Here is a 22,364-nt window from a genome sequence, read left to right as displayed (position 1 = left end):
GTCGGGTCTGGCCTGCGAGCTCAGGCCTGCGGACCGAACAGGAACGGCGCCCGGCCGGCGCGGTCGAGGCCGAGCGCGAACACGCCTCCGCTGAGCGGGTGCTCAGCGAGCTGGTCGTCGTCGAGCCCCTCACGCGCCGACAGGACGAAGAGCGTGCGCAGGTCGGCACCGCCGAACCCGATGCCGGTCAGGAGGGGCACGGGGAACTCGATGCGCTCGACGACCTCGCCGTCGCGGTCGAGGTGGACGACGACGCTCTCGCCGTGGACGGCGCCCCAGAACTCGCCGAGCTCGTCGCGGGCGAGTCCGTCGTGCGACCCGCCCGACGAGAACGGGACGAGCTCGCCGAGCGTCCCCTCGGCGTCCCACGAGGCGCGGTAGATCGTCTCCCGGTCGGTGTCGGTGAGGTAGATCTCGGAGCCGTCGTCGTTCCACTCGAAGCCGTTGGTCGTCGTGAAGTCGTCGCGCAGCATCGTGACGTCGCCGTCGGGCCCGACGCGCCAGAGGCCGGCGACCGGCGCCCCGTCCGGGTCGAGGGCCCCGACGACGAACGCGCCGAACGGGTCGCACTTGCCCTCGTTCAGGCGCATGCCCTCCTTGGCGAGCTCGACGGCCGCGAGCACCTGCAGCGAGCCGCCGTCGTCGTCCGTGAGCACGATCTGGTCCTCGAGGGCGGCGACGAGCCCGCCCCCGCGACGGCGCTGGAAGCTCGGGAGGGGCGGGTCGACCGGCAGGGACCGGTCGCGCAGGCCGTCCGCCGAGGTGCGGTGCAGCAGCCCTGGGGTGATGTCCGTCCAGACGAGTTCCTGTGCGTCGACGTCCCAGACGGGGCTCTCGCCGAGCGTCGCCCTCGCGTCGAGGAACAGGCGGGGGCGGGGTGGGGTGCGCTCGGTCATCCGTCCCGTCTACGCGTCCGGCCTGGCCGCCGCCTCCTCCCCAGGGGTACGGAGAGGTCCCGTTCCGCACAGACCCCTGGCAGCGGCGGGCACGAGGAGGCGCGGGAGAGCACCCTAGACAGCGTGACCGACACCCTCCAGAGCGCCCCCGACGACACCGACGACTTCCACGACGACGCCTGGTCGGCCCCCGACCCCAGGGAGGACGGCTACGTCGCCCTCCGCTCGTACGGGGCGATCGGCGACGGCCGCACCGTCGCGCTGATCGCCCGAGACGGCCAGATCGACTGGCTGCCGTTCCCGTCGCTGCCGAGCGACCCGGTCTTCTCCGGCATCGTCGACTCGGCCGACGGGGGCCGCGTCGAGCTGCGCCCGGTCGACGACGACTTCGAGGTGCAGCGCGCGTACGTGCCCGGCACGAACGTCCTGCGGACCCGGTTCCGCACCTCCGCGGGCACCGTCGAGGTCACCGACGCCCTCGTCACGGGCGTGGCCGGCCGCCTGCCCTGGGGCGAGCTCGCGCGCCGCGTCGACGGCCTCGAGGGCTCCGTCGAGATGCGCTGGGCGGTCGTGCCCGGCAACGCGTTCGGGACGCACCCCATCGTGCGCGTCGACACCGTGCACGGCCCCCTGCTCCGCGCCGCGGACATCAACCTCGCGCTCGTCGGCTTCGAGCACGGCCGCACCGACCCCACCGAGCCCGGCGACGGCCACCCCGACGGTCCCCTCGAGTTCCGCGGGGCGTTCACCACGTCGCCCGGGTCGCGCTCGCTGCTGTGCCTCTGCGGCGTCGAGGACGAGCCGTTGCACCTGCCCGACCCGCACGTGGTCGACGAGGGCATCGACCGCACCATCGAGAACTGGGAGGGCTGGTCGACCGAGTTCAGCTGGGAAGGCCCGTGGGCGGACGCCGTGCACCGCAGCGCACTCGCCCTCAAGCTGCTGATCTACAGCCCCACCGGTGCCATCGCGGCGGCGGCGACCACCGCCCTGCCCGAGAACTTCACGGGCGACAAGAACTGGGACTACCGCTTCGCCTGGGTGCGCGACCTCGCGTACACCGTCGACGCGCTGCTGCGCTTCGGGCTGCGTGAGGAGCCGCACGCCGCCGTCTCGTGGATGCTCAAGGCCCTCAAGGAGAACGGGCGCGAGATGCACATCTTCCTGCGCCTCGACGGGACCGTCTCCGACGGCACGCACGAGACCGGTTCGGAGGGCTGGCGGAGCATCGGCCCCGTCTACAAGGGCAACCCCGCCGGCGACCAGCTGCAGCTCGGCGTCTTCGCCGACATCCTCGCCGTCGCCAGCCAGTACGCCCACGGCGGCAACCTGCTCGACGAGTCCACCCAGGATCTGCTGGCCGGGTTCGCCGACGACGCGTGCCGGCGCTGGCAGGAGAAGGACAGCGGCATGTGGGAGCTGCCGGACGAGCAGCACTACGTCAGCAGCAAGATGGGCTGCTGGCAGGCGATCACCTCGGCCCTCGAGCTGACCGAGCTCGGCCAGATGCACCCCACCGCCGACGACAAGGCCCACTGGGAGGAGAACCGCGACCTGATCGTCGAGTGGATCGACGAGCACGGCTGGTCGGAGGAGCGCGGCGCGTACCTCATGCACCCCGACAGCGACGCCCTGGACGCGTCTGTCCTGCTGCACGCGCCCAGCGGCTTCGACCGCGGCGACCGGATGTCGCGGACCATCGACGCGATCCGCGACGAGCTGGGCGCGGGACCGCTGGTGTTCCGCTACAGCGGCGTCGACGCGGAGGAGGGCACCTTCGTCGCCTGCGCCTTCTGGCTCGCGGGCGCCCTGGCCTGCGTCGGCCGGGTCGACGAGGCAGTGGAGCTGATGGACGAGCTCGTGGTCCAGTCGAACGACGTCGGGCTCTTCACCGAGATGATCAGCGCCGACGACGGGCAGTTCCTCGGGAACATGCCCCAGGGCCTCAGCCACCTCGCCCTGGTCAACGCGGCCATCACCATCGACGAGATGCGCACGGAGCTCGGCATGCAGCCCGGGGACCGACGCGAGGACGCTGGCACGGACCGCCGGACGGAGACCGACGACGACCGACAGGAGAACCGATGACCGACACCACCTCGCCCGCCGCACCCGCCGTGCCCGCGACGCCGGACGACCTCCGGCTCGTCGACGCCTGGTGGCGCGCGGCCAACTACCTGACCGTCGGGCAGATCTACCTGCGCGACAACCCGATGCTCGATCGTCCGATCGCGCGGGACGACATCAAGCCGCGCCTGCTCGGCCACTGGGGCACGTCGCCCGCGCTGAGCCTCGTCTACGCGCACCTCAACCGGGTGATCCGCCGCGACGACCGCGACCTGCTCTACGTCTGCGGCCCCGGCCACGGGGGCCCTGCGATGGTGGCGAACACCTGGCTCGAGCACACCTACTCCGAGCTGTTCCCGCAGGTGCCCCTCGACCGGGACGGCATGCATGAGCTGTTCCGCCAGTTCTCGTTCCCGGGCGGCATCCCCTCGCACGCGGCCCCCGAGACGCCGGGCTCGATCAACGAGGGCGGTGAGCTCGGCTACTCGCTGAGCCACGCCTACGGAGCGGTGCTCGACGACCCCGACCTCGTGGCCGTCTGCGTGATCGGCGACGGCGAGGCCGAGACCGGTCCGCTCGCGACGAGCTGGCACGCCAACAAGCTGCTCGACGCCGTGCACGACGGCGCCGTGCTGCCGATCCTCAACCTCAACGGCTACAAGATCGCGAACCCGACCATCCTCGCCCGCATCCCCGAGGGCGAGCTGCTCGAGCTGTTCCGCGGCTACGGGTACCAGCCGATCGTCGTGTCGGGCGGGTTCGACGGCGAGGACCCGATGGTGGTGCACGCGCAGATGGCCGCGGCGCTCGACGAGGCCTTCGGCCGCATCGACCAGATCCAGCAGGAGGCGCGCTCGGGCGAGAGCACGGAGCGGCCGCGCTGGCCGATGATCGTCCTGCGCACCCCCAAGGGCTGGACGGGCCCGAAGGTGGTCGACGGCAGGAAGGTCGAGGGCACCTGGCGTGCGCACCAGGTGCCGCTGAGCGGTGTCCGCGAGAACGACGAGCACCGCGAGCAGCTCGACGCCTGGATGCGCTCGTACGGCGCCGACGAACTGTTCGACGAGACCGGCGCGCCCGCCGCGTTCCTCGACGAGCTCCGGCCCCGCGGCGAGAAGCGCATGAGCGCGATCCCCGCCTCGAACGGCGGGCTGGTGCGGCGTCCGCTCTCCCTGACCGACTACCGCTCGCACGCCGTCGAGACGAGCGACGACCGACGCACGACGGCCGAGGCCACCCGGGTGCTCGGTCGCTGGCTGACGGACGTCGTCCGCGACAACCCCGCGTCGTTCCGGCTCTTCGGGCCCGACGAGACGGTCTCCAACCGCCTCGACCCGGTCTTCGACGTGACCGACCGCGTGTGGGCGGCCCGCATCGAGGAGGAGGACGAGCACGTCGCGCACGGCGGCCGGGTGACGGAGGTGCTGAGCGAGCACCTGCTCCAGGGCCTCATGGAGGGCTACCTGCTCACCGGCCGCCACGGCCTCCTCAACACGTACGAGGCGTTCGTCCACATCGTCGACTCGATGTTCAACCAGCACGCGAAGTGGCTCGAGAGCTCGACCGACATCGCCTGGCGCGAGCCGATCTCGTCGTTCACGTACCTGCTGTCGTCGCACGTCTGGCGGCAGGACCACAACGGGTTCTCGCACCAGGACCCGGGGTTCCTCGACGTCGTCGTCAACAAGCAGGCGCACCTCGTGCGGATCTACCTCGCGCCCGACGCGAACACGCTGCTCGCGGTCGCCGACCACGCGCTCCGCACGACGGACACGGTCAACGTGATCGTGGCCGGCAAGCAGGAGGCGCCGGCCTGGCTGTCGCTGCCCGAGGCGGAGGCGCACGTCGCCGCCGGCGCGGGCATCTGGGAGTGGGCGGGCACCGAGGGCACGCCCGTCGCGGGCGTCGACCCGGATGTCGTGCTGGCCTGCGCGGGCGACGTGCCGACCCTCGAGACGGTGGCCGCCGCGGACATCCTCCGTCAGCGCCTCCCCGACCTGCGGACCCGCGTCGTCAACGTCGTCGACCTGATGCGCCTGCAGGACGCCGACGAGCACTCGCACGGACTCACCAGCGACGACTTCGACGCGTTGTTCACGACGTCGACGCCGGTGGTCTTCGACTTCCACGGCTACCCGTCGCTCGTGCACCAACTCACCTACCGCCGCACGAACCACGACGGCCTGCACGTGCGCGGCTTCCAGGAGAAGGGCACCACCACCACCCCCTTCGACATGGCGATGCTCAACGACATCGACCGGTACCGGCTCGTGCTCGACGTGCTGCACCGCGTGCCGGGTCTCGCCGAGGCGCACCCCGACCTGGTCGCCGAGTTCGAGGCGAAGCGCGCCGAAGCCCGCGAGTACGCCTACGAGCACGGCGAGGACCTGCCCGAGGTCGTCGAGTGGGAGTTCGGCCGCTAGGTCGTCTCCTGCACGGGGGCGCGCGCCGGTCCTGCCGACCGGTCGTGCGCCTCCGTCGCGGAGTACGGTCTCGGGCATGCCTAAGGACGACACACCCCCGCAGCTGAAGAACCCCGAGATGTACGAAGCCCTGCGCGACGAGGGCAACTCGAAGGAGAAGTCGGCGCGCATCTCCAACGCTGCTGCCCAGAAGGGAAACAGCGAGGAGAAGGTGGCGGCGAAGGGCGGCCGCTCGGGGTCGTACGACGACTGGACCGTCGACGACCTGCGCGGCCGCGCGAAGGAACTCGGGCTCAGCGGCTACAGCGACGCGAAGAAGGACGACCTGATCGAGATGCTGCGCGACCGCTGAGGTCGCGGCCCCTCGCCGAGGCGGGCGTCGTCAGCTCGCCTTCTTCTCCGCAGCGGGCTTGTCCTTCGCCGCGGCGGCCTTCTTCCCGGCCGCAGACTTCTTCGCCGCAGGCTTCTTCGGAGCTGACTTCTTCGCGGCGGGCTTCTTCTCGGCAGCGGGCTTCTTCTCGGCAGGCGCCTTCTCGGCTGCAGGCGCCTTCTTCGCGGCGGGCTTCTTGGCCGGGGCCTTCTTCGCGCCCGACCGACTGCGCTCCACCGACTGGCGGAGCGCCTCCATCAGGTCGATCACCTCGCCGTCGCCGGATCCGTCGCCGTCCTCGTCGTCGTCCCCCGAGCGGCCGAAGGTCGCGTCGGTGTCGAGCGACTCGCCTTCCTCGAGCTTGGCGTCGATGAGCTTCCGGAGCTCCTCCTGGTAGTCGTCGCCGAACTGCGACGGGTCGAAGTCGTCCCCGAGCGACTCGACCAGCGAGCCCGACATGTCGAGCTCCTTTCCGCTGATCCGCACCTTCTCGTCGAGCACGGGGAACCGTGCCTCGCGAACCTCGTCGTCCCAGAGCAACGTCTGCAGCACGAGCACGTCGCCCCGCACGCGCAGCGCGGCGAGCCGGGTCTTCTGCCGCAGCGAGAAGTGCACGATGGCCGTGCGGTCGGTCTCCTCGAGGGTGCGCCGCAGCAGCACGTAGGCCTTGGGCGAGGCGGAGTCGGGCTCGAGGAAGTAGCTGCGGTCGAACATCAGCGGGTCGAGCTGGTCGCTCGGCACGAACTCGAGCACGTCGATCTCGCGCGAGCGCTCCTCGGGCAGGGACTTCAGGTCGTCCGCCGTGAGCACCACCGTGCGGTCACCGTCGTCGAACGCCTTGTCGATGTGCTCGTAGTCGACGACGCGGCCGCAGATCTCGCACTTGCGCTGGTACCGGATCCGACCGCCGTCGGCGTCGTGCACCTGGTGCAGCGAGACGTCGTGGTCCTCGGTGGCGCTGTAGAGCTTCACGGGCACGTTGACGAGCCCGAACGTGATCGCGCCCTTCCAGATCGATCGCATGACGGTCATGTTCCTCCGCATGCGCTCCGAATGACCGACGAGCGGGTACAAGTGCCGGGCACGTCCCCCCGTCTCTCGGGCACCGTGGACCGCATGAGCCAATACGACAAGAAGAGCCCGGTCGACCTGTACCCCGCGCCGCCGTTCCCGAAGCAGGAGCAGTCGCTGCCGGGCGAGGCCTGGAAGATGGACCCGAAGCCCGACCACGGCGAGACCAGCTACGTCGGCAAGGAGCGCCTCGTCGGCTTCCGCGGCATCGTCACCGGCGGCGACTCCGGCATCGGACGCGCCGCCGCGATCGCGCTCAGCCGCGAGGGCGCCGACCTCGTTCTCAGCTACTTGCCGAGTGAGCAGGCAGACGCCGAGGAGGTGCGGGACCTGCTCGAGGGCGAGGGGCGCCGCGTCGTCCTGGTGCCCGGCGACATCTCGGACGAGCAGTACTGCAAGGACCTCGTCGCGAAGGCCGTCGAGGAGCTCGGCGGGCTCGACACGCTCGTCATGGTCGCCGGCCGGATGAAGAGCAACGACGACATCCTCACGCTCAGCACCGAGGACATCGACTCGACCATCAAGACCAACGTCTACTCGCTGTTCTGGCTGTCGCAGGCGGTCATCCCGCACCTCGAGCCCGGCTCGTCGATCGTCACGACCGGCTCGGTGCAGGGCACGCAGCCGAGCCCCGACAAGATCGACTACGCCTTGACGAAGGGCGCCATCGGCGTCTTCACGGCGGGTCTCGCCCAGCAGCTCGCCCCCAAGGGCATCCGCGTCAACCAGGTCTCGCCCGGCCCGGTCTGGACGCCGTTGCAGCCCGGCTCGGACGACGCCGAGACCGTGTCGGAGTTCGGCGGCCAGGCGCCGTACGGCCGCCCCGGCCAGCCGGCCGAGCTCGCCGCCGCCTACGTGCACCTCGTGAGCCCGGAGTCGAGCTACACCTCGGGCGCGACCATCACGATCGCGGGAGCGATGCCGGCGGTCTGACCGGCACCGCACCTCCTCGGCTCCGCTCGCGGCCCGCTCCCCCGCCTCGGCGGGGAGGCGGGCCGTCGCGGTCCGCAGGCGCGGGCGTCCGGGACGCCCCGTACGACGAACGAGCATCATCGAGTCAGGCGAGCAGGCAGACGACACGAGGAGGCGCCGGATGGCCAGCAAGGGACGCGGCGAGCGCGTGCAGGTCGGCGGGCACACGCTGCAGCTCACCAACCTCGACAAGGTGCTCTACCCCGCGAGCGGCACGACGAAGGCGGACGTCCTCGGCTACTACGCCGCCGTGGCGGAGTGGATGCTGCCGCACGTCGAGGGCCGTCCCGCGACGCGGAAGCGCTGGGTGAACGGCGTCGACGGCGAGGTCTTCTTCGAGAAGAACCTGCCCGACTCGGCACCAGAGTGGGTCGCGCGTCACGAGATCGAGCACAAGGACCACGCCAACGTCTACCCGATGGTCAGCGACCTCGCGACGCTGACCTGGCTGGCCCAGGTCGCGGCGCTCGAGGTGCACGTGCCGCAGTGGCGCTTCGGCCCGCGCGGTGCGCAGCGGAACCCCGACCGGCTCGTGCTCGACCTCGACCCGGGCGAGGGCGTGGGCCTGGCCGAGTGCGTCGAGGTCGCCCAGCTGCTGCGGCCCCTGCTCGACGGCATGGGCCTCGAGCTCGTGCCGGTGACGAGCGGCAGCAAGGGCGTGCACCTCTACGCGCGGCTCGACGGGAAGCAGACGAGTGCCCAGGTCAGCGACGTCGCCCACGAGCTCGCCCGGGCCGTCGAGGCCGACCACCCCGACCTCGTGCTGAGCACGATGGGCAAGGCCGACCGCCGGGGCAAGGTGCTGCTCGACTGGTCGCAGAACAACGGCAACAAGACGACGGTGGCGCCGTACTCGCTGCGCGGCCGCGAGCGGCCGACCGTCGCGATGCCGCGCACCTGGCGCGAGCTGGCGTCCAAGAGCCTCGAGCAGCTCGAGTACACCGAGGTCCTGGCCAGGCTGAAGCGCCGAGGAGACCCGCTGGCCGATGTCTCGAGCGGCACGCCCGTGCCGCCGGGTGAGCTCGGCGACGACATGCGCAACACCGAGTCTCCCGAGCACGACCAGACGGCCGACGGCGACGGCGAGACGCGCGAGCGGCGCGACCGCCTCGCGAAGTACCGCTCCATGCGCGACGCGTCGAAGACCGCCGAGCCGGTTCCCGCCGCCGCCCCGCCGACCAGCGACGGCCGCAGCTTCGTCATCCAGGAGCACCACGCCAGCCGCCTGCACTGGGACTTCCGCCTCGAGCACGACGGCGTCCTCGTCAGCTGGGCCCTGCCCAAGGGCGAGCCCGACGACCCCGGCACGAACCACCTCGCCGTGATGACCGAGGACCACCCGCTCGAGTACGGCACCTTCGAGGGCACCATCGCGAAGGGCGAGTACGGCGCCGGCGAGGTCACCATCTGGGACTCAGGCACCTACGACGTCGAGAAATGGCGGGACAGCAAGGAGGTGATCGCCGTGCTGCACGGGGAGCAGCGCGGCACCCGCCGGGTCGCCCTGATCCACACCGGCCACGGCGGCGGCAAGGCCGACCAGAACTGGTTGATCCACCGGATGAAGGACGACGACGCGGGAGGCGCCGACGGGGGCTCCTCGGGCGGTCACGGCACGATGACGGCGAAGAAGGAGGCCGGGAAGAAGTCCAGCAGGAAGGGGCGGACGGTGATCGGCTCGGGGACCGGGTCCGGATCTGCCCGCTCGACCCGCGCCTCCTCGTCGGACCGGTCAGGCGACGATCCCGGCGATGCGCTCGATCCCGTCTCCCCGATGCTCGCCGTCGCGGGCACCGCCGCCGACGTCGACGACGACTGGGCGATCGAGATGAAGTGGGACGGCATCCGCGCGATCGCCGTCGTCCAGGGCGACCGCGTGACGCTGACCAGCCGCAACGGCCACGACCTGACCCCTGCCTACCCCGAGCTGCAGGTGCTGGCAGACCAGGTCGAGAGCGACGGAGGCGCGGTGCTCGACGGCGAGGTCGTGGCCGTCGACGAGGTCGGTCGCCCCGACTTCGGGCTGCTGCAGACGCGGATGGGCCTGACGAAGCCCCGTGAGGTCGAGCAGGCCGCGAAGGGAGCGCCGATCCGGTACCTGCTCTTCGACGTGCTGCACGCCGAGGGCAGGTCGCTGCTGCGGTCGACCTACGACGAACGACGCGAGGTGCTCGAGCGGATCGTGACCTCCGAGGGCCCGGTCGACGTGCCCGCCGTCTTCGACGGCGACCTGGAGGAGGCGATGCGGACCTCGCAGCGCCTCCGGCTCGAGGGGGTGGTCGCCAAGCGCCGCGACGCGACCTACAGCGCCGGCCGACGCTCTCGCGCCTGGATCAAGATGAAGCACCACGCGACGCAGGAGGTGGTGATCGCGGGCTGGCGTCCCGGGAACGGGCGTCGCGCCTCCGGCGTCGGCTCGCTGCTGATGGGCGTGCCCGGCGACGAGGGGCTCGTGTACGTCGGACGGGTGGGCACGGGCTTCCGCGATCGCGACCTCGACGCGCTGCTGACGGAGTTCCGCGGAGTCGAGCGGAAGACCAGCCCGCTCGTCGACGTGCCCGCCGCCGACGCCCGCGACGCGCACTGGATCACGCCGTCACGGGTCGGCGAGGTGTCGTTCGCCGAGTGGACCTCGACCGGCCGCCTCCGCCAGCCGTCGTGGCGCGGCTGGCGCCCCGACAAGTCGCCCGACGACGTCGTCCGCGAGAGCTGACCCGTCTGGCACCCCGGAGTGGACGATGCACCCCGTCGTTGCGGGGTGCATCGTCCACTGCAGGGTGTGAGAGCGGGACCGCGGCCGACACCGGCAGGGAGGAGACTCGGGGGATGACAGACGCCCGCGGCCAGCGCATCGTCCTCGTGGTCGCGGTCCTCGCCTCCTTCGTGGCGTTCCTCGACGGGTCGATCGTGACCGTCGCGCTGCCGGCGATCGCACGAGACCTCGGCGACGGAGGCGCGGGCCCGGCGGGCGGGGCGGACCTGACCCTGCAGCAGTGGGTCGTCGACGCGTACCTGCTCGCCCTCGGCTCGTTGATGCTCGTCGCGGGCTCGCTCAGCGACACGTTCGGCCGGGTGCGGGTGCTGCGAGCCGGCCTCGTCGCGTTCGCGCTGACGAGCGTCCTCGCCGCGCTCGCGCCCGACCCCGGCCTGCTCATCGCCGCCCGCGCGCTGCAGGGCGTCGCGGCGGCCCTGCTCGTCCCGTCGAGCCTCGCACTCATCACGTCGACCTTCAGCGGGCCGGCCCAGGGCCGCGCGATCGGCTCGTGGACCGCCTGGACGGGCGTCGCGTTCCTGATCGGCCCGCTCGCCGGCGGCGCCCTCGTCGACACCCTCGGCTGGCGCTGGGTGTTCGCCGTGGTGGTCGTGCCGGTGGTGCTGACGCTCGCGCTGATGACGCGCCTGCCCGGCGACGCGCACCGGGGCGGGCCCGACCAGCCTGCCCGCGTCGACGTCGGCGGCGCCGTGCTCGCCGCGGTCGGCCTCGCGGGCCCGGTCTTCGCGCTCATCGAGGGCCAGCGCGTCGGGTTCGGCGCCTGGTTCGTCGTCGTGCCGCTCGTCGTCGGCGTCGTCGCGCTCGTCGCCTTCGTCTGGTGGGAGCGGCGGGCGCCGCAGCCGATGATGCCGCTGGATCTGTTCCGCACCCGCGAGTTCGCCGTCGGCAACCTCGCCACCGTCGGCCTCTACGCCGCCATCAACCTCGGCACGCTGACCATCCCCCTCGTCGTGCAGGAGCTCGCCGGCCTCTCGGCCACGCTCGCCGGCCTCGTCACCCTGCCGACGACGATCGTGTCGCTGCTCTTCTCGACGATGTTCGGCACGCTCGCCGCGACGCACGGGCCCCGCCTCTTCATGACGGTCGGGCCGCTGATCACGGCGAGCGGGTTCCTCTGGATGCTGCTCGTCCGTGACCCGATCGACGTCTGGTGGCAGGTCGTTCCCGGGGTCGTCCTCTTCGGGCTCGGGCTCTCCGTCACGGTCGCGCCGCTCACCTCGGCCGTGCTGTCGGGCATCTCGCCGGCCAGGTCGGGCATCGCGTCGGCGGTCAACAACGCGATCTCGCGGGTGGCCGGGTTGGTCGCCGTGGCGTTCCTGGGGGTGATCGCCGGAGGCGCCCTCACGGTCGAAGGGTTCCACCGCGTCGTCGTCGTGGTCGCGGTGCTGCTCGTCGGCAGCGCGCTCGTCTCGTTCGTCGGCCTGCGGGGCACGCGCCGCGCCTCCTAGGGTCGCCGCCCCTGTCGAGCCCTAGACCGGAGGCGGCGGCACCGGCAGCCCGCCGACGAGGTCGCCGAAGCGCCGCCACGACGAGTCCTGCTGCGCCAGCCGCCGGAGCGCCAGCAGCAACGGCTCGACCAGCACCGTGCCCAGCACCACGTACTGCACGGCCGCGTCGACGCTCTCGAGCGGGACACCCGCGATCTCGGCGTCCGCGACGTCGTGCATGGCCCGCGCGTAGCCGTCGAGGCGCTCGGGCGGCAGGTCGAAGCCGGCGGCCTCGAGCCCGTCGACGGCGACCTCGAGCGCGGCGAGCACCGGGCCGTCACCGGGGTCGACGGTCCAGCCCCAGCGCTCGACGAGGCCGCGGGCCCGGGCGTGGTCGACTCCCTCGGGAGCGTCGGGCGTGACCGCGTGCTGGGCGACGCCGAGCACCTCCCCCACCGAGTCGTGTTCCAGGTCGAGGAACTCGAGCACTCCGCGTGCCCGCGCCACGCTCAGCCCGCCGGGGCCGACCAGCGCCCGCACGAGCCTGAGCCGCCGCACGTGCTCGTCGCCGTAGCGGGCCTGCGTCGCCGAGGTGCGCTCGCCCTCGGGCAGCAGCCCCTCGCGCAGGTAGTACTTGATGGTCGCGATCGGGACGCCGCTGACGTCGGCGAGCTCGGAGATGCGCACGGGTCCCCCTTGACATTGGATAGCTGCACTCTCCAAGATGGGAGCGCACTGGAGAGCAACACTATCCAATCACCAGGCACCCACCCGCGCAGACGCGTCGAAGGAGCGAGATCATGGCCCGTGTCATCCCCGGCAGGACGACCCACCGGCACGACGGCGAGCTCGTCGTCTTCCTGATCGGCATGCGCGTCAACAAGGTCTGGCGGCCCGACCAGTGGCTGCCCGTGTTCGCCGCGATGACCCCGATGATCGTCGAGCTGTTCAGGGACAAGGAGTCGGGGCTCCGCGGCCTACGCACCACGATCGGCTCGCGAGGGCCGGTGCTGGTGCAGTACTGGGACTCGCTCGAGAAGCTCTACGCCTACGCCGGCTCGGCCGACCAGGCCCACCGTCCCGCGTGGAGCGCCTTCAACCGCCGTGCCCGCAAGGCGCCGGGCGCGGTCGGCATCTGGCACGAGACGTTCGTCGTCGAGCGCGCCGAGAGCATGTACGTCGGGATGCCCGCCTCCGGCCTCGCCCTGGCGACGGAGGCGGTGCCCGTCGGCCCGCGCGCCGACACGGCCCGCGCGCGCGCCGCCGCCGGACGCACCGCGCCCGGCCCCGCAGCCTGACAGCAGCCGCAGCATGAACCGCGGGTCGGCCCGCAGGAGGCGCGGGTCGGCCGGTCGCCTCCGCTACCGTCGACCCGTGCCCACCACCGACCGTCTCCTCCTCCGCCGCTGGCGCGACGCCGACCGCGAGCCGTTCGCGGCGCTGAACGCGGACCCCGTCGTGATGGAGTTCTTCCCCTCGACGCGCACCCGGGCCGAGTCCGACGCGATGATCGACCGGATCGAGCAGGGCTTCGACGCGGACGGCTTCGGCCTCTGGGCAGTCGAGCGACGCGCCGACCACCAGCTGCTCGGCTTCGTCGGCCTGTCGCGACCGTCGGTCGACGTGGTCGTCGGCGGCCGGCCGCTCGCCGACCAGGTCGAGATCGGCTGGCGCCTGCGCCGTGACGCCTGGGGACAGGGCCTCGCCACCGAGGCCGCGCGCGAGGTGCTCCGCACCGCCCTCGACCCCGACGGGCTCGACCTGCCCGAGGTCGTGAGCTTCACGGCCGCGACCAACCTCCGCTCCCGTGCCTTGATGGAGCGGCTCGGCCTGACGCGCGACCCGGCCGACGACTTCGAGCACCCGGCCCTGCCGCCCGGCCACCGCCTCCGGCCCCACGTCCTGTACCGCGCCACCCGCGCCTCCGGCGCCTGATCGGCAGGCGCATGCCCGATCAGCAGGAGCGCGAACCGACGGGAGAGGTCCTCCCCGAACACGGGCAGGACCTTCTCCGACGGCTCAGGGCGCGCGTGAGGCGGCCGTCGTCAGGCGACGGGCGTCAGGCCGAGCAGGCGGAGCACGTCATCCGCCTCCTCCTCCGGGGTGCGCGTGGCGTCGACGACGACGTGTCGCTCGTCGGCCTGCGGCGGCTCGAGCGTCGCGACCTGCGAGTCGAGCAGCGTCGTCGGCATGAAGTGCCCCGAGCGCTCGGACATCCGGCCGCCGATCAGGTCACCGCTGCCCTGCAGGTAGACGAAGACGACGTTGTGCTCGCGCAGCACGTCGCGGTACTTCCGCTTCAGCGCCGAGCAGGTGATGACGCCGGGCACGCCCTGCATCGCGTGCTCGACGATCCACGACGAGACCGTGTCGAGCCAGGGCGCCCGGTCGTCGTCGTCGAGCGGCTGACCAGCGGCCATCTTGGCGACGTTCTCGTCGGGGTGCAGGTCGTCGCCCTCGGCGAGGTCCCAGCCGAGGCGCTCGGCGACGAGGGCGGCGACGGTCGACTTGCCCGACCCCGACACCCCCATCACGACGAGCACCGGGTCCGAGTCGTGCGCCGGGTGGCGGGCCGACCCCGGCACGAGCGGCGCCGAGGAGGCGGCGCCCGCGTTCTCGAGGGTGGCCATCAGCGAGCCTCGCCCGAGGCCGAGGCCGAGGCGGAGGCGGAGGGGACGGGCGCGGGGCTCGGGGTGGTCATGTCGTGTCCTCTCGAGGTCGCGACCGTGCGATCTCGTCGTCGGATGGGGCTGCGAGCCGACCGGCGACGCAGAGGCGTCGGCGCCGCTCTCGGCCCAATGGTAATACGAATGGGGCGGCGGGTGCCCCCGGCCGCCGGGAGAGGCACCGGCCGGCTGCGCAGGAGACCGTCACCTCGCGTTCACGTGCTCGTCGCTCGCGGGGTGCACGATGCCCGCATGATCGCGATCAGCGCCGAGGTGCGGCAGGCCGACGGCATCGACTCCGTCCGCCAGCTCGAGACGAGCCTGCGGCGGCACTGGGAGAGCATCCCCGTGAAGTCCCACCAGTACCTGCTGCGCTTCTGCGACGGCCCCGTGCTCGTCACCGACGAGCTGCGCTCGCTGCGCCTCGACGTCGTCGTCTCGGACGAGCGCTCCGCCGCGCACTTCGTCGAGTCGTTCCGCAGCGAGATCGAGTCGCGGGTGGTCGGCCGGCCGGTCGACGTCCGCTGGTCACGCCCGGCTGTGGCCCCGCAGCCGCTGCGCTGAGCTCGTGACCACCGCCCTGTTCCCTCCGGCACCGGTGTCGACCTGGCTGGTGCCGCTGGACGACACGGCCGACGGCGTCGTCGCCTCGCTCGGGCTGGCACGGCCGGAGGGCGCCCCGGCGTCGTGGCTCGACGCCGACGAGCGGGCCAGGGCCGCGCGGCTGCACGACGCGACCGACCGCCATCGCTGGCTGGTCTCGCACGTCGCCCTCCGCCTCCTGCTGGGCGCGTCGCTGGAGGTGCACCCGTCGGCGGTCGAGCTCGTCCGTGAGGCGTGCCCGCGCTGCGGCGGCCCGCACGGCCGCCCGGCGCTGGCGTCCGGCCGCCCGCTGCGCTTCTCGCTGAGCCGCTCGGAGGGGCACGCGTTGATCGCGCTCCGCCGCGGGCTCGACGTGGGCGTCGACCTCGAGGCCGCGTCAGCAGGCATCCGCCCGTCAGGCGACCTCGCCCGCTGGGTGCGCACGGAAGCGCTGCTCAAGTCGACGGGCGAGGGCCTGACCCGCGACCCCGACGCGGTGACCCTGCGGCCGACGGCGCCGGGCGTCTGGAGCGAGCAGGTCGAGGGCGACGCTGCCCCGGAGTCGGAGCTCCCCGGCCCGGCCCCCACCGTCGCCGACCTGGCGCTGCCGAGCCCTCTCGTGGCCGCCGTGGCCGGCCCCGGGCTCGACCGCGCGCGCGTCCGCGTTCACCTCCCGGCCACCGCGGCGGCCTAGGTTCCCGAGCGACCACGCCGCCCGCCGCGCGCCGCCCCCACGACCGAGCAGCTCGCTCGATCGATCGGGCAGCCCTCGCCCCGAGCCCACCCGGAGAGCCCGACCGATGCCGGACACCCCCTCGACGCCGACGCCCGACCCGTTCCCCGCCGCGACCTTCCTCCGGTCGCCGCTCGCGGCCGAGCCGCGCACCCTCGTCGACGTGCTGTGGGCGACGACGCTCGCGCACCCCGAGGCCTCGGCCCTCGAGGACGAGCGCGGGGCACTGAGCTACCGCGAGCTCTCGGCGCAGGTCGCGACGGCGGCCGGCGTGCTCGTCGACGCAGGCGTGGGCCGGGGCGACCGGGTCGGCGTGCGGATGCCGTCGGGCGACCGGCGCCTCCACCTCGCGATCCTGGCCGTGCTCACGGCCGGTGCAGCGTACGTGCCGGTCGACGCCGACGACCCCGAGGAGCGCGCCGCGCTGGTCTTCGGCGAGGCCGACGTGGCGGGCGTCGTGGGCGCCGGCGGCGTCTACCGGACGCCCGGGCAGGGCGACCTCGAGGGCGCCGCCCTGTTCAGCGGTCGGGTCCCGCACGCCAGCACGACGACGCAGGGCGTCCCGTCGGTCGCCGCCGCCGCTCCCAGGCCCGCGGACGACGCCTGGGTCATCTTCACCTCGGGCTCGACCGGCACGCCCAAGGGCGTCGCCGCCAGCCACCGGGCAGCGTCCGCCTTCGTCGACGCCGAGGCGCGGCTGTTCCTGCAGGAGGAGCCGCTCGGGCCGGGCGACCGGGTGCTGGCCGGTCTCTCGGTCGCCTTCGACGCCTCCTGCGAGGAGATGTGGCTCGCCTGGCGCAGCGGCGCCTGCCTGGTGCCCGCGCCGCGCAGCCTGGTCCGGTCGGGGGCCGACCTCGGGCCGTGGCTCGTGACGCACGGCATCACCGTCGTCTCGACCGTGCCGACCCTCGCGGCGCTGTGGCCGGCCGAGGCGCTCGAGTCGGTCCGGCTGCTGATCTTCGGCGGCGAGGCGTTCCCGTCCGACCTCGTCGGCCGGGTCTGCGCCGACGGCCGCGAGGTCTGGAACACCTACGGGCCGACCGAGTCCACCGTCGTCGCCACCGGAGCACTGGTCGTGCCGGGCGAGCCCGTCCGCATCGGCGTGCCCCTCGACGGCTGGGACGCGGCCGTCGTGGACGCGGCGGGCCGGCCGGTCGCCGAGGGCGAGGTCGGCGAGCTGATCATCGGCGGCGCGGGACTCGCGCGCTACCTCGACCCCGCGAAGGACGCCGAGAAGTACGCGCCGCACGAGGGGCTCGGCTGGGCCCGCGCCTACCGGAGCGGCGACCTGGTGCGCCTCGAGCGCGAGGGCCTCGTGTTCCAGGGCCGCGCCGACGACCAGGTCAAGGTCGGCGGTCGCCGCATCGAGCTGGGCGAGATCGAGACGGCCCTGCAGGCGCTGCCGGACGTCGCCGGCGCGGCGGCGGCGGTGCGGACGACCGACGCCGGCAACCAGGTCATCGTCGGCTACCTCGCCCTGGTGGCGGGCGCCGCCCTCGACCGCACGGAGGCGCTGGCCCGCCTCCGCACGGAGCTCCCCGCTGCGCTCGTCCCGCTCCTCGCCGTCGTCGACGGCGACCTGCCGACGAAGACGTCGGGCAAGATCGACCGGGAGGCGCTGCCCTGGCCCCTGCCCGAGCAGGGCGCCGCCGAGACGGGGCTGCGCGCCGACGAGGCCGTCCTCTCCGCCGACTGGCAGGCCGTGCTCGGGCTGCCCGTCGTCGACGCGGCCGCCGACTTCTTCGACCTCGGCGGCGGCTCGCTGGCCGCGGCGCAGCTCGTGGCCCGCATCCGCTCGCGCGACCCCGAGTACACCGTGGCCGACGTCTACTCGCACCCGCGGCTCGGCTCGATGGCGGCCGACCTCGCCGCCCGCGCCGAGGAGCGAGGTGAGAAAGGCGGCGGCACCGGAACCGGAACCGGCCGGGACGACTACCGCCGCTCAGCCCCCACGCCGCTGCGCGCGCAGTGGCTGCAGACCCTGCTCGCGCTCCCCCTGCAGACGCTCGGCGGGCTCCGCTGGCTCGTCTGGGCGCTCACCGCGTCGGCGGTTCTGCGGACGGTCGACGGCTTCGAGTTCCTGCCCCGCACCTCCCCCTGGCTCCTGGCCGCCGGCCTCGTCCTGTTCGTGACGCCGCCAGGACGCATGCTGATCTCGGTCGTCGCCGCGCGCCTCCTGCTGCGGGGCGTCCAGGCCGGCGACCACCCGCGCGGCGGCAGCGTTCACCTCCGGCTCTGGGCCGCCGAGCAGGTGCAGGAGCAGGTCGCCGCGGTCGGCCTCGCCGGTGCCCCCTGGGTGAGCTACTACGCGAGGGCGCTCGGCGCACGGATCGCCCCCGACGTCGACCTGCACGCCCTGCCGCCGGTCACGGGCATGCTGCGGGTCGGCCGGGGCGCCTCGATCGAGCCCGAGGTCGACCTCTCGGGCTGGTGGCTCGACGGCGACGTGCTCCGCCTCGGAGCCGTCCGGATCGGCGCGGGCAGCACCGTGGGCATGCGCAGCACGCTGCTGCCCGGCACCCGCATCGGCAAGCACGCCACGGTCGCGCCCGGCTCGGCGGTCTTCGGGCGCGTGCCGGCCGGGCAGGCCTGGTCGGGCTCGCCGGCCGCCCGCAGCGGGCGCGCCAAGGCCTGGTGGCCCGCGGAGCGTCCTCCTCGCGCGACCCGGTGGCTGTGGGCCTACGGCGCCTCGTCGGTGCTGCTGTCGCTGCTGCCCGGGGTCTCGCTCGTGGCCGGCGCCGTCGTGGTCGCGGCCGGCGTGCGCGGCTCGGCGACGCTCGGCGAGGCCTGGTGGCGGGCAGCCGCCTGGATCGTGCCCGGCACGCTCGTCGCCGGCGTCGTCGCCGCCGTCGCGGTCGTCGTGCTGGTCCGTCTGCTCGGCCTCGGCGTGGCCGAGGGGACGTGGCCGGTCCGCAGCCGCGTCGGCTGGCAGGTCTGGAGCACGGAGCGGCTGCTCGACCTCGCGCGGACGTATCTGTTCCCGATCTACTCGAGCCTCGCGACCCCGGTGTGGCTGCGCCTCCTGGGGGCCCGCGTGGGCCGGGACGTCGAGGCGTCGACGGTGCTGCTGCTGCCCGTCATGACGACCGTCCGCGACGGCGCGTTCCTCGCCGACGACACGCTCGTCGCCTCGTACGAGCTCGGCGGCGGGCACCTGCGCGTGGCCCGGGCCGAGATCGGGCGCCGCGCGTTCCTGGGGAACTCGGGCATGGCAGGGCCCGGCCACCGGGTGCCCGACGACGGCCTCGTCGCCGTGCTCTCGGCGGCTCCCCCGAAGTCGCGTCCCGGCTCGTCCTGGCTCGGGTCGCCGCCCGTCCGGCTGCGGCGCACCGTGGCTGCTGCCGACGAGTCGCTCACGTTCCGCCCCCCGACGCGGCTGCGGGTCGCGCGCGCCGCGTGGGAGCTCGGCCGCGTCGTCCCCGTCGTCGTCACCGTGCTGCTCGGCACCGGGGTGCTCTTCGCCCTCGCCGGCCTCGCCGCCGCGTGGGGCCCGCTGCTGGCGGGGCTCGCGAGCGGAGTCGTCCTGATCGCGGCCGGGCTCGTCGCCGCCGTCGTGACCACCGCCTCCAAGTGGGCCCTGATCGGCCGTGTGCGGGCCGGTGAGCAGCCGCTCTGGTCGTCGTTCGTCTGGCGCAGCGAGGTGGCCGACGTCTTCACCGAGATGCTGGCCGCGCCGTGGTTCGCCCGGGCCGCCACGGGGACGCCCGCGCTCGTGTGGTGGCTCCGCAGCCTCGGGGCCCGCATCGGCCGCGGCGTCTGGACGGACAGCTACTGGCTGCCCGAGGCCGACCTGGTCACCCTGGGCGACGGATCGACCGTCGGCCGGGGCTGCGTGGTGCAGACGCACCTGTTCCACGACCGGATCATGTCCATGGACGCCGTGACCCTCGACGCCGGCGCCGCCCTCGGCCCCCACAGCGTCGTGCTGCCGGCGGCCGTGGTCGGCAGCCACGCCACCGTCGGCCCTGCCTCCCTCGTGATGCGCGGCGAGGGCGTGCCCGTCGGCAGCCGGTGGAGCGGCAACCCGATCGGGCCGTGGCGCGAGGTCCGCCACTCCGACTACCACGCGGCCACCTCGTGAGCGGACCGTCCGACGGCACCGCGACCGACGAGAGCGTGTTCGATGGCACTGTGCCCGACGACGCTGTGCCCCGTGACGCTCTGCCCGACCAGTACACGCCGGGCAGCGGCGCTGACGACTTCACCGTCGCCTCCTACGACCTCGAGCTCTCGTACCGGGTCGCCACCAACCGGCTCGACGGCCGGGCGACCGTCTCGGCCGTCGCCACGGCGCCGCTGCGTCGTGCGGTCTTCGACCTCGTCGGCCTCCGCGTCTCGCGCGTGCGCGTCGACGGACACAAGGCCCGCTTCAGCCAGAGCACGACGAAGCTGACGGTGACGCTGCCCCAGGACGCGGAGGCGGGCGCCCGGTTCACCACCGTCGTCGACTACTCGGGCCGGCCGGCCCCACGGCGCGGCCCGTGGGGCGAGGTCGGCTGGGAGGAGCTCACGGACGGGGTCATCGTCGCGGCGCAGCCGGACGGCGCCGCGACCTGGTTCCCGTGCAACGACCGCCCGGGCGACAAGGCCACCTACCGCACCCGGATCGACGTGGAGCACGGCTACCACGTGGTCTGCAACGGCGACCTCGTGTCCCGTCGCTCGAGTCCCGGCAAGGTCACCTGGACCTTCGAGCAGCCCGAGCCGACCTCGAGCTACCTCGCCACCGTGCAGATCGGCCGCTACGAGTCGCGCGAGCTCGCCCTCGGCACCGACGACGCGCCCCTCCGCGGCGCCCTCGTCGGCCCGCCCGACCTGCGCGCGCGGATCGACCACGACTTCGGCGCCGTGCCCGAGATGGTGCGCTGCTTCACGGCCGCCTTCGGCCCGTACCCCTTCGGCGGCTACACGGTGGTGGTGACGGCGGACGACCTCGAGATCCCGCTGGAGGCGCAGGGCGTCGCCGTCTTCGGGGCCAACCACGCCGACGGGCGCTCCGGCAGCGATCGGCTGATCGCGCACGAGCTCGCCCACCAGTGGTTCGGCAACAGCGTCGGCGTCGCCTCCTGGCGGCACATCTGGCTCAACGAGGGGTTCGCCTGCTATGCCGAGTGGCTCTGGTCGGAGTGGTCCGGCGGCGCCTCGGTCGCGACCCACGCCCGCCGCACGCACCTGCGGCTCGCCCTGCCGCCGCACGACATCACGGTCGGCGACCCCGGACCGGACGCGATGTTCGACGACCGCGTGTACAAGCGCGGCGCCCTGACGCTGCAGGCCCTGCGGCTGACGATCGGCGACGACGCGTTCTCCGCCGTGCTCCGCGGCTGGGCCGACGAGAACCGGCACGGCGCCGTGTCGACCGACGACTTCGTGCGGCACTGCGTGCGCGTCAGCGGCCACGACGCCGGCGAGCTCGAGGCGCTCTTCGCGGCCTGGCTCTCCGAGCGCCCGCTGCCGCGCCTGCCCCGCGACTGACCGCCGCGACAGGTGCGGCTCAGGCCTCGGCCGCCGCGATCAGCTTCGCCATGGCGCGGTGCAGCAGCACCAGCTCGTCGCGGGTGACGTCGAGCCGGGTCATCATGCGCTCGGGGATCGACTCGGCCCGTTCGCGAAGGGCGATCCCCGCGCCGGTCAGCTCGATGCTCAGCGCTCGTTCGTCGTCCGCGCTCCGACCGCGGGTCACCAGGCCCTGCACCTCGAGACGCTTCACCAGCGGCGACAGCGTGCCGGGGTCGAGCCGCAGCAGCCGGGCGAGGTCGCGGAGCGCCAGCGGCTGCTGCTCCCAGAGGGCGAGCATCACGAGGTACTGCGGGTGGGTCAGTCCCATCGGCTCGAGCACGGGACGGTAGGCGGACACCACGCTGCGCGAGGCGACGGACAGGGCGAAGCAGATCTGGCTCTCGAGCGCGAGCGGATCGACGGCGGACGGGTCGACCGGCGACGGGTCGACGGCCGACGGGCCGACCGGCGACGGGTCGACCGGCACGGAGGCGCGGGCCGGGCCGCTCACTCGCCTGCGTCCCGCGGGCAGTGCAGCATCGTACGCGGGCCGGAGCGGTCGACGACGTGCTCGTCCATCGGGCGGCCGCAGAGCGGGCACGCTCCGCCGTGCGCCGGGGCCACGACCGGCGCCTCGTCGCGGATGCCGAGCTGCGCGCCGCCGATGTAGGGGCGGAGTCGGGCGTTCATCCGCTCGACCGCGTCGCCGAACCAGCTGCCGTGCTCGTGGTCGGGCTCACGCCCGGCCCGGGAGGATCTCGTCGATGCCATGTCGTGAGTGTACCAACGATTGGTGCCCCACACGATTGTCCAGGAGGCGGTGCGCGCGTACCCCGGCAGGCCCCAGCCCTGAGCAGGCGACCAGCCCGACGGCGTATCACGGGT

At 73.5% G+C, this 22,364-nt stretch carries 18 protein-coding genes; 12 read left to right on the top strand and 6 right to left on the bottom strand.

What is annotated here, in order from left to right:
• Positions 1-20 precede the first annotated feature (20 nt).
• Positions 21-896: an SMP-30/gluconolactonase/LRE family protein gene (locus EDF20_RS10900; protein WP_133738638.1), complete on the bottom strand. Its 876-nt coding sequence runs from the start codon at positions 894-896 to the stop codon at positions 21-23.
• Between the two features lie 123 nt (positions 897-1,019).
• Between EDF20_RS10900 and EDF20_RS10895 the strand changes: the two genes are divergently transcribed.
• From EDF20_RS10895 to EDF20_RS10885, 3 genes are all read left to right on the top strand, one after another.
• A complete protein-coding gene (locus EDF20_RS10895; protein ID WP_133738637.1) occupies positions 1,020-2,984 on the top strand; it encodes a glycoside hydrolase family 15 protein in 1,965 nt (654 codons plus the stop codon).
• A complete protein-coding gene (locus EDF20_RS10890) occupies positions 2,981-5,386 on the top strand; it encodes a phosphoketolase family protein (protein WP_133738636.1) in 2,406 nt (801 codons plus the stop codon). Before EDF20_RS10895 ends, EDF20_RS10890 begins: the two co-directional genes overlap by 4 nt.
• Positions 5,387-5,462: 76 nt before the next feature.
• A complete protein-coding gene (locus EDF20_RS10885) occupies positions 5,463-5,738 on the top strand; it encodes a Rho termination factor N-terminal domain-containing protein (protein WP_133738635.1) in 276 nt (91 codons plus the stop codon).
• Between the two features lie 30 nt (positions 5,739-5,768).
• Here the strand turns inward: EDF20_RS10885 and EDF20_RS10880 are convergent, their stop codons facing one another.
• Positions 5,769-6,779, bottom strand: coding sequence for a Ku protein (locus EDF20_RS10880; protein WP_133738634.1), 1,011 nt, complete (start codon positions 6,777-6,779; stop codon positions 5,769-5,771).
• 93 nt (positions 6,780-6,872) lie between these two features.
• On the opposite strand from EDF20_RS10880, the gene EDF20_RS10875 reads away from it, so the two are divergent.
• From EDF20_RS10875 to EDF20_RS10865, 3 genes are all read left to right on the top strand, one after another.
• On the top strand, positions 6,873-7,760 hold the full coding sequence (locus EDF20_RS10875; RefSeq protein ID WP_133738633.1) for an SDR family oxidoreductase: 888 nt from the start codon (positions 6,873-6,875) through the stop codon (positions 7,758-7,760).
• Between the two features lie 160 nt (positions 7,761-7,920).
• Positions 7,921-10,512: an ATP-dependent DNA ligase gene (locus tag EDF20_RS10870; protein WP_133738632.1), complete on the top strand. Its 2,592-nt coding sequence runs from the start codon at positions 7,921-7,923 to the stop codon at positions 10,510-10,512.
• Between the two features lie 113 nt (positions 10,513-10,625).
• Complete coding sequence (locus EDF20_RS10865) at positions 10,626-12,020, top strand: MFS transporter (protein ID WP_133738631.1); 1,395 nt, start codon at positions 10,626-10,628, stop codon at positions 12,018-12,020.
• Between the two features lie 21 nt (positions 12,021-12,041).
• On the opposite strand, the gene EDF20_RS10860 is transcribed toward EDF20_RS10865, so the two are convergent.
• Positions 12,042-12,686 (bottom strand): MerR family transcriptional regulator, encoded by a 645-nt coding sequence (locus tag EDF20_RS10860; protein ID WP_123548637.1) that lies wholly within the window; start codon positions 12,684-12,686, stop codon positions 12,042-12,044.
• A 113-nt stretch (positions 12,687-12,799) separates the two neighbouring features.
• Between EDF20_RS10860 and EDF20_RS10855 the strand changes: the two genes are divergently transcribed.
• A complete protein-coding gene (locus EDF20_RS10855; protein ID WP_133738630.1) occupies positions 12,800-13,297 on the top strand; it encodes a DUF4188 domain-containing protein in 498 nt (165 codons plus the stop codon).
• Between the two features lie 76 nt (positions 13,298-13,373).
• A complete protein-coding gene (locus tag EDF20_RS10850) occupies positions 13,374-13,934 on the top strand; it encodes a GNAT family N-acetyltransferase (protein ID WP_208292617.1) in 561 nt (186 codons plus the stop codon).
• 110 nt (positions 13,935-14,044) lie between these two features.
• Here the strand turns inward: EDF20_RS10850 and EDF20_RS10845 are convergent, their stop codons facing one another.
• Positions 14,045-14,530, bottom strand: coding sequence for a gluconokinase (locus EDF20_RS10845; protein ID WP_233569201.1), 486 nt, complete (start codon positions 14,528-14,530; stop codon positions 14,045-14,047).
• A gap of 387 nt (positions 14,531-14,917) precedes the next feature.
• Here EDF20_RS10845 and EDF20_RS10840 point away from each other — a divergent pair, with 387 nt between their 5' ends.
• From EDF20_RS10840 to EDF20_RS10825, 4 genes are all read left to right on the top strand, one after another.
• Positions 14,918-15,229, top strand: a complete 312-nt coding sequence (locus tag EDF20_RS10840; RefSeq protein WP_133738628.1) for a hypothetical protein — start codon at positions 14,918-14,920, stop codon at positions 15,227-15,229.
• Positions 15,230-15,233: 4 nt separating this feature from the next.
• Positions 15,234-15,941 (top strand): hypothetical protein, encoded by a 708-nt coding sequence (locus EDF20_RS10835; RefSeq protein ID WP_133738627.1) that lies wholly within the window; start codon positions 15,234-15,236, stop codon positions 15,939-15,941.
• 106 nt (positions 15,942-16,047) lie between these two features.
• Positions 16,048-20,061 (top strand): Pls/PosA family non-ribosomal peptide synthetase, encoded by a 4,014-nt coding sequence (locus tag EDF20_RS10830; protein ID WP_133738626.1) that lies wholly within the window; start codon positions 16,048-16,050, stop codon positions 20,059-20,061.
• 50 nt (positions 20,062-20,111) lie between these two features.
• Complete coding sequence (locus EDF20_RS10825) at positions 20,112-21,455, top strand: M1 family metallopeptidase (RefSeq protein ID WP_243833449.1); 1,344 nt, start codon at positions 20,112-20,114, stop codon at positions 21,453-21,455.
• A gap of 19 nt (positions 21,456-21,474) precedes the next feature.
• Here the strand turns inward: EDF20_RS10825 and EDF20_RS10820 are convergent, their stop codons facing one another.
• Positions 21,475-21,990, bottom strand: coding sequence for a MarR family transcriptional regulator (locus tag EDF20_RS10820; protein WP_347876500.1), 516 nt, complete (start codon positions 21,988-21,990; stop codon positions 21,475-21,477).
• A complete protein-coding gene (locus tag EDF20_RS10815) occupies positions 21,987-22,250 on the bottom strand; it encodes a hypothetical protein (protein ID WP_133738625.1) in 264 nt (87 codons plus the stop codon). The genes EDF20_RS10820 and EDF20_RS10815 overlap by 4 nt, the downstream gene beginning before the upstream one ends.
• Positions 22,251-22,364: the final 114 nt, after the last annotated feature.

It is taken from the genome of Frigoribacterium sp. PhB116 (assembly GCF_004364285.1).
Taxonomy (GTDB): domain Bacteria; phylum Actinomycetota; class Actinomycetes; order Actinomycetales; family Microbacteriaceae; genus Frigoribacterium.
Note: the sequence above shows the minus strand (reverse complement) of the source record. Positions and strands in the feature narration are given on the sequence as shown.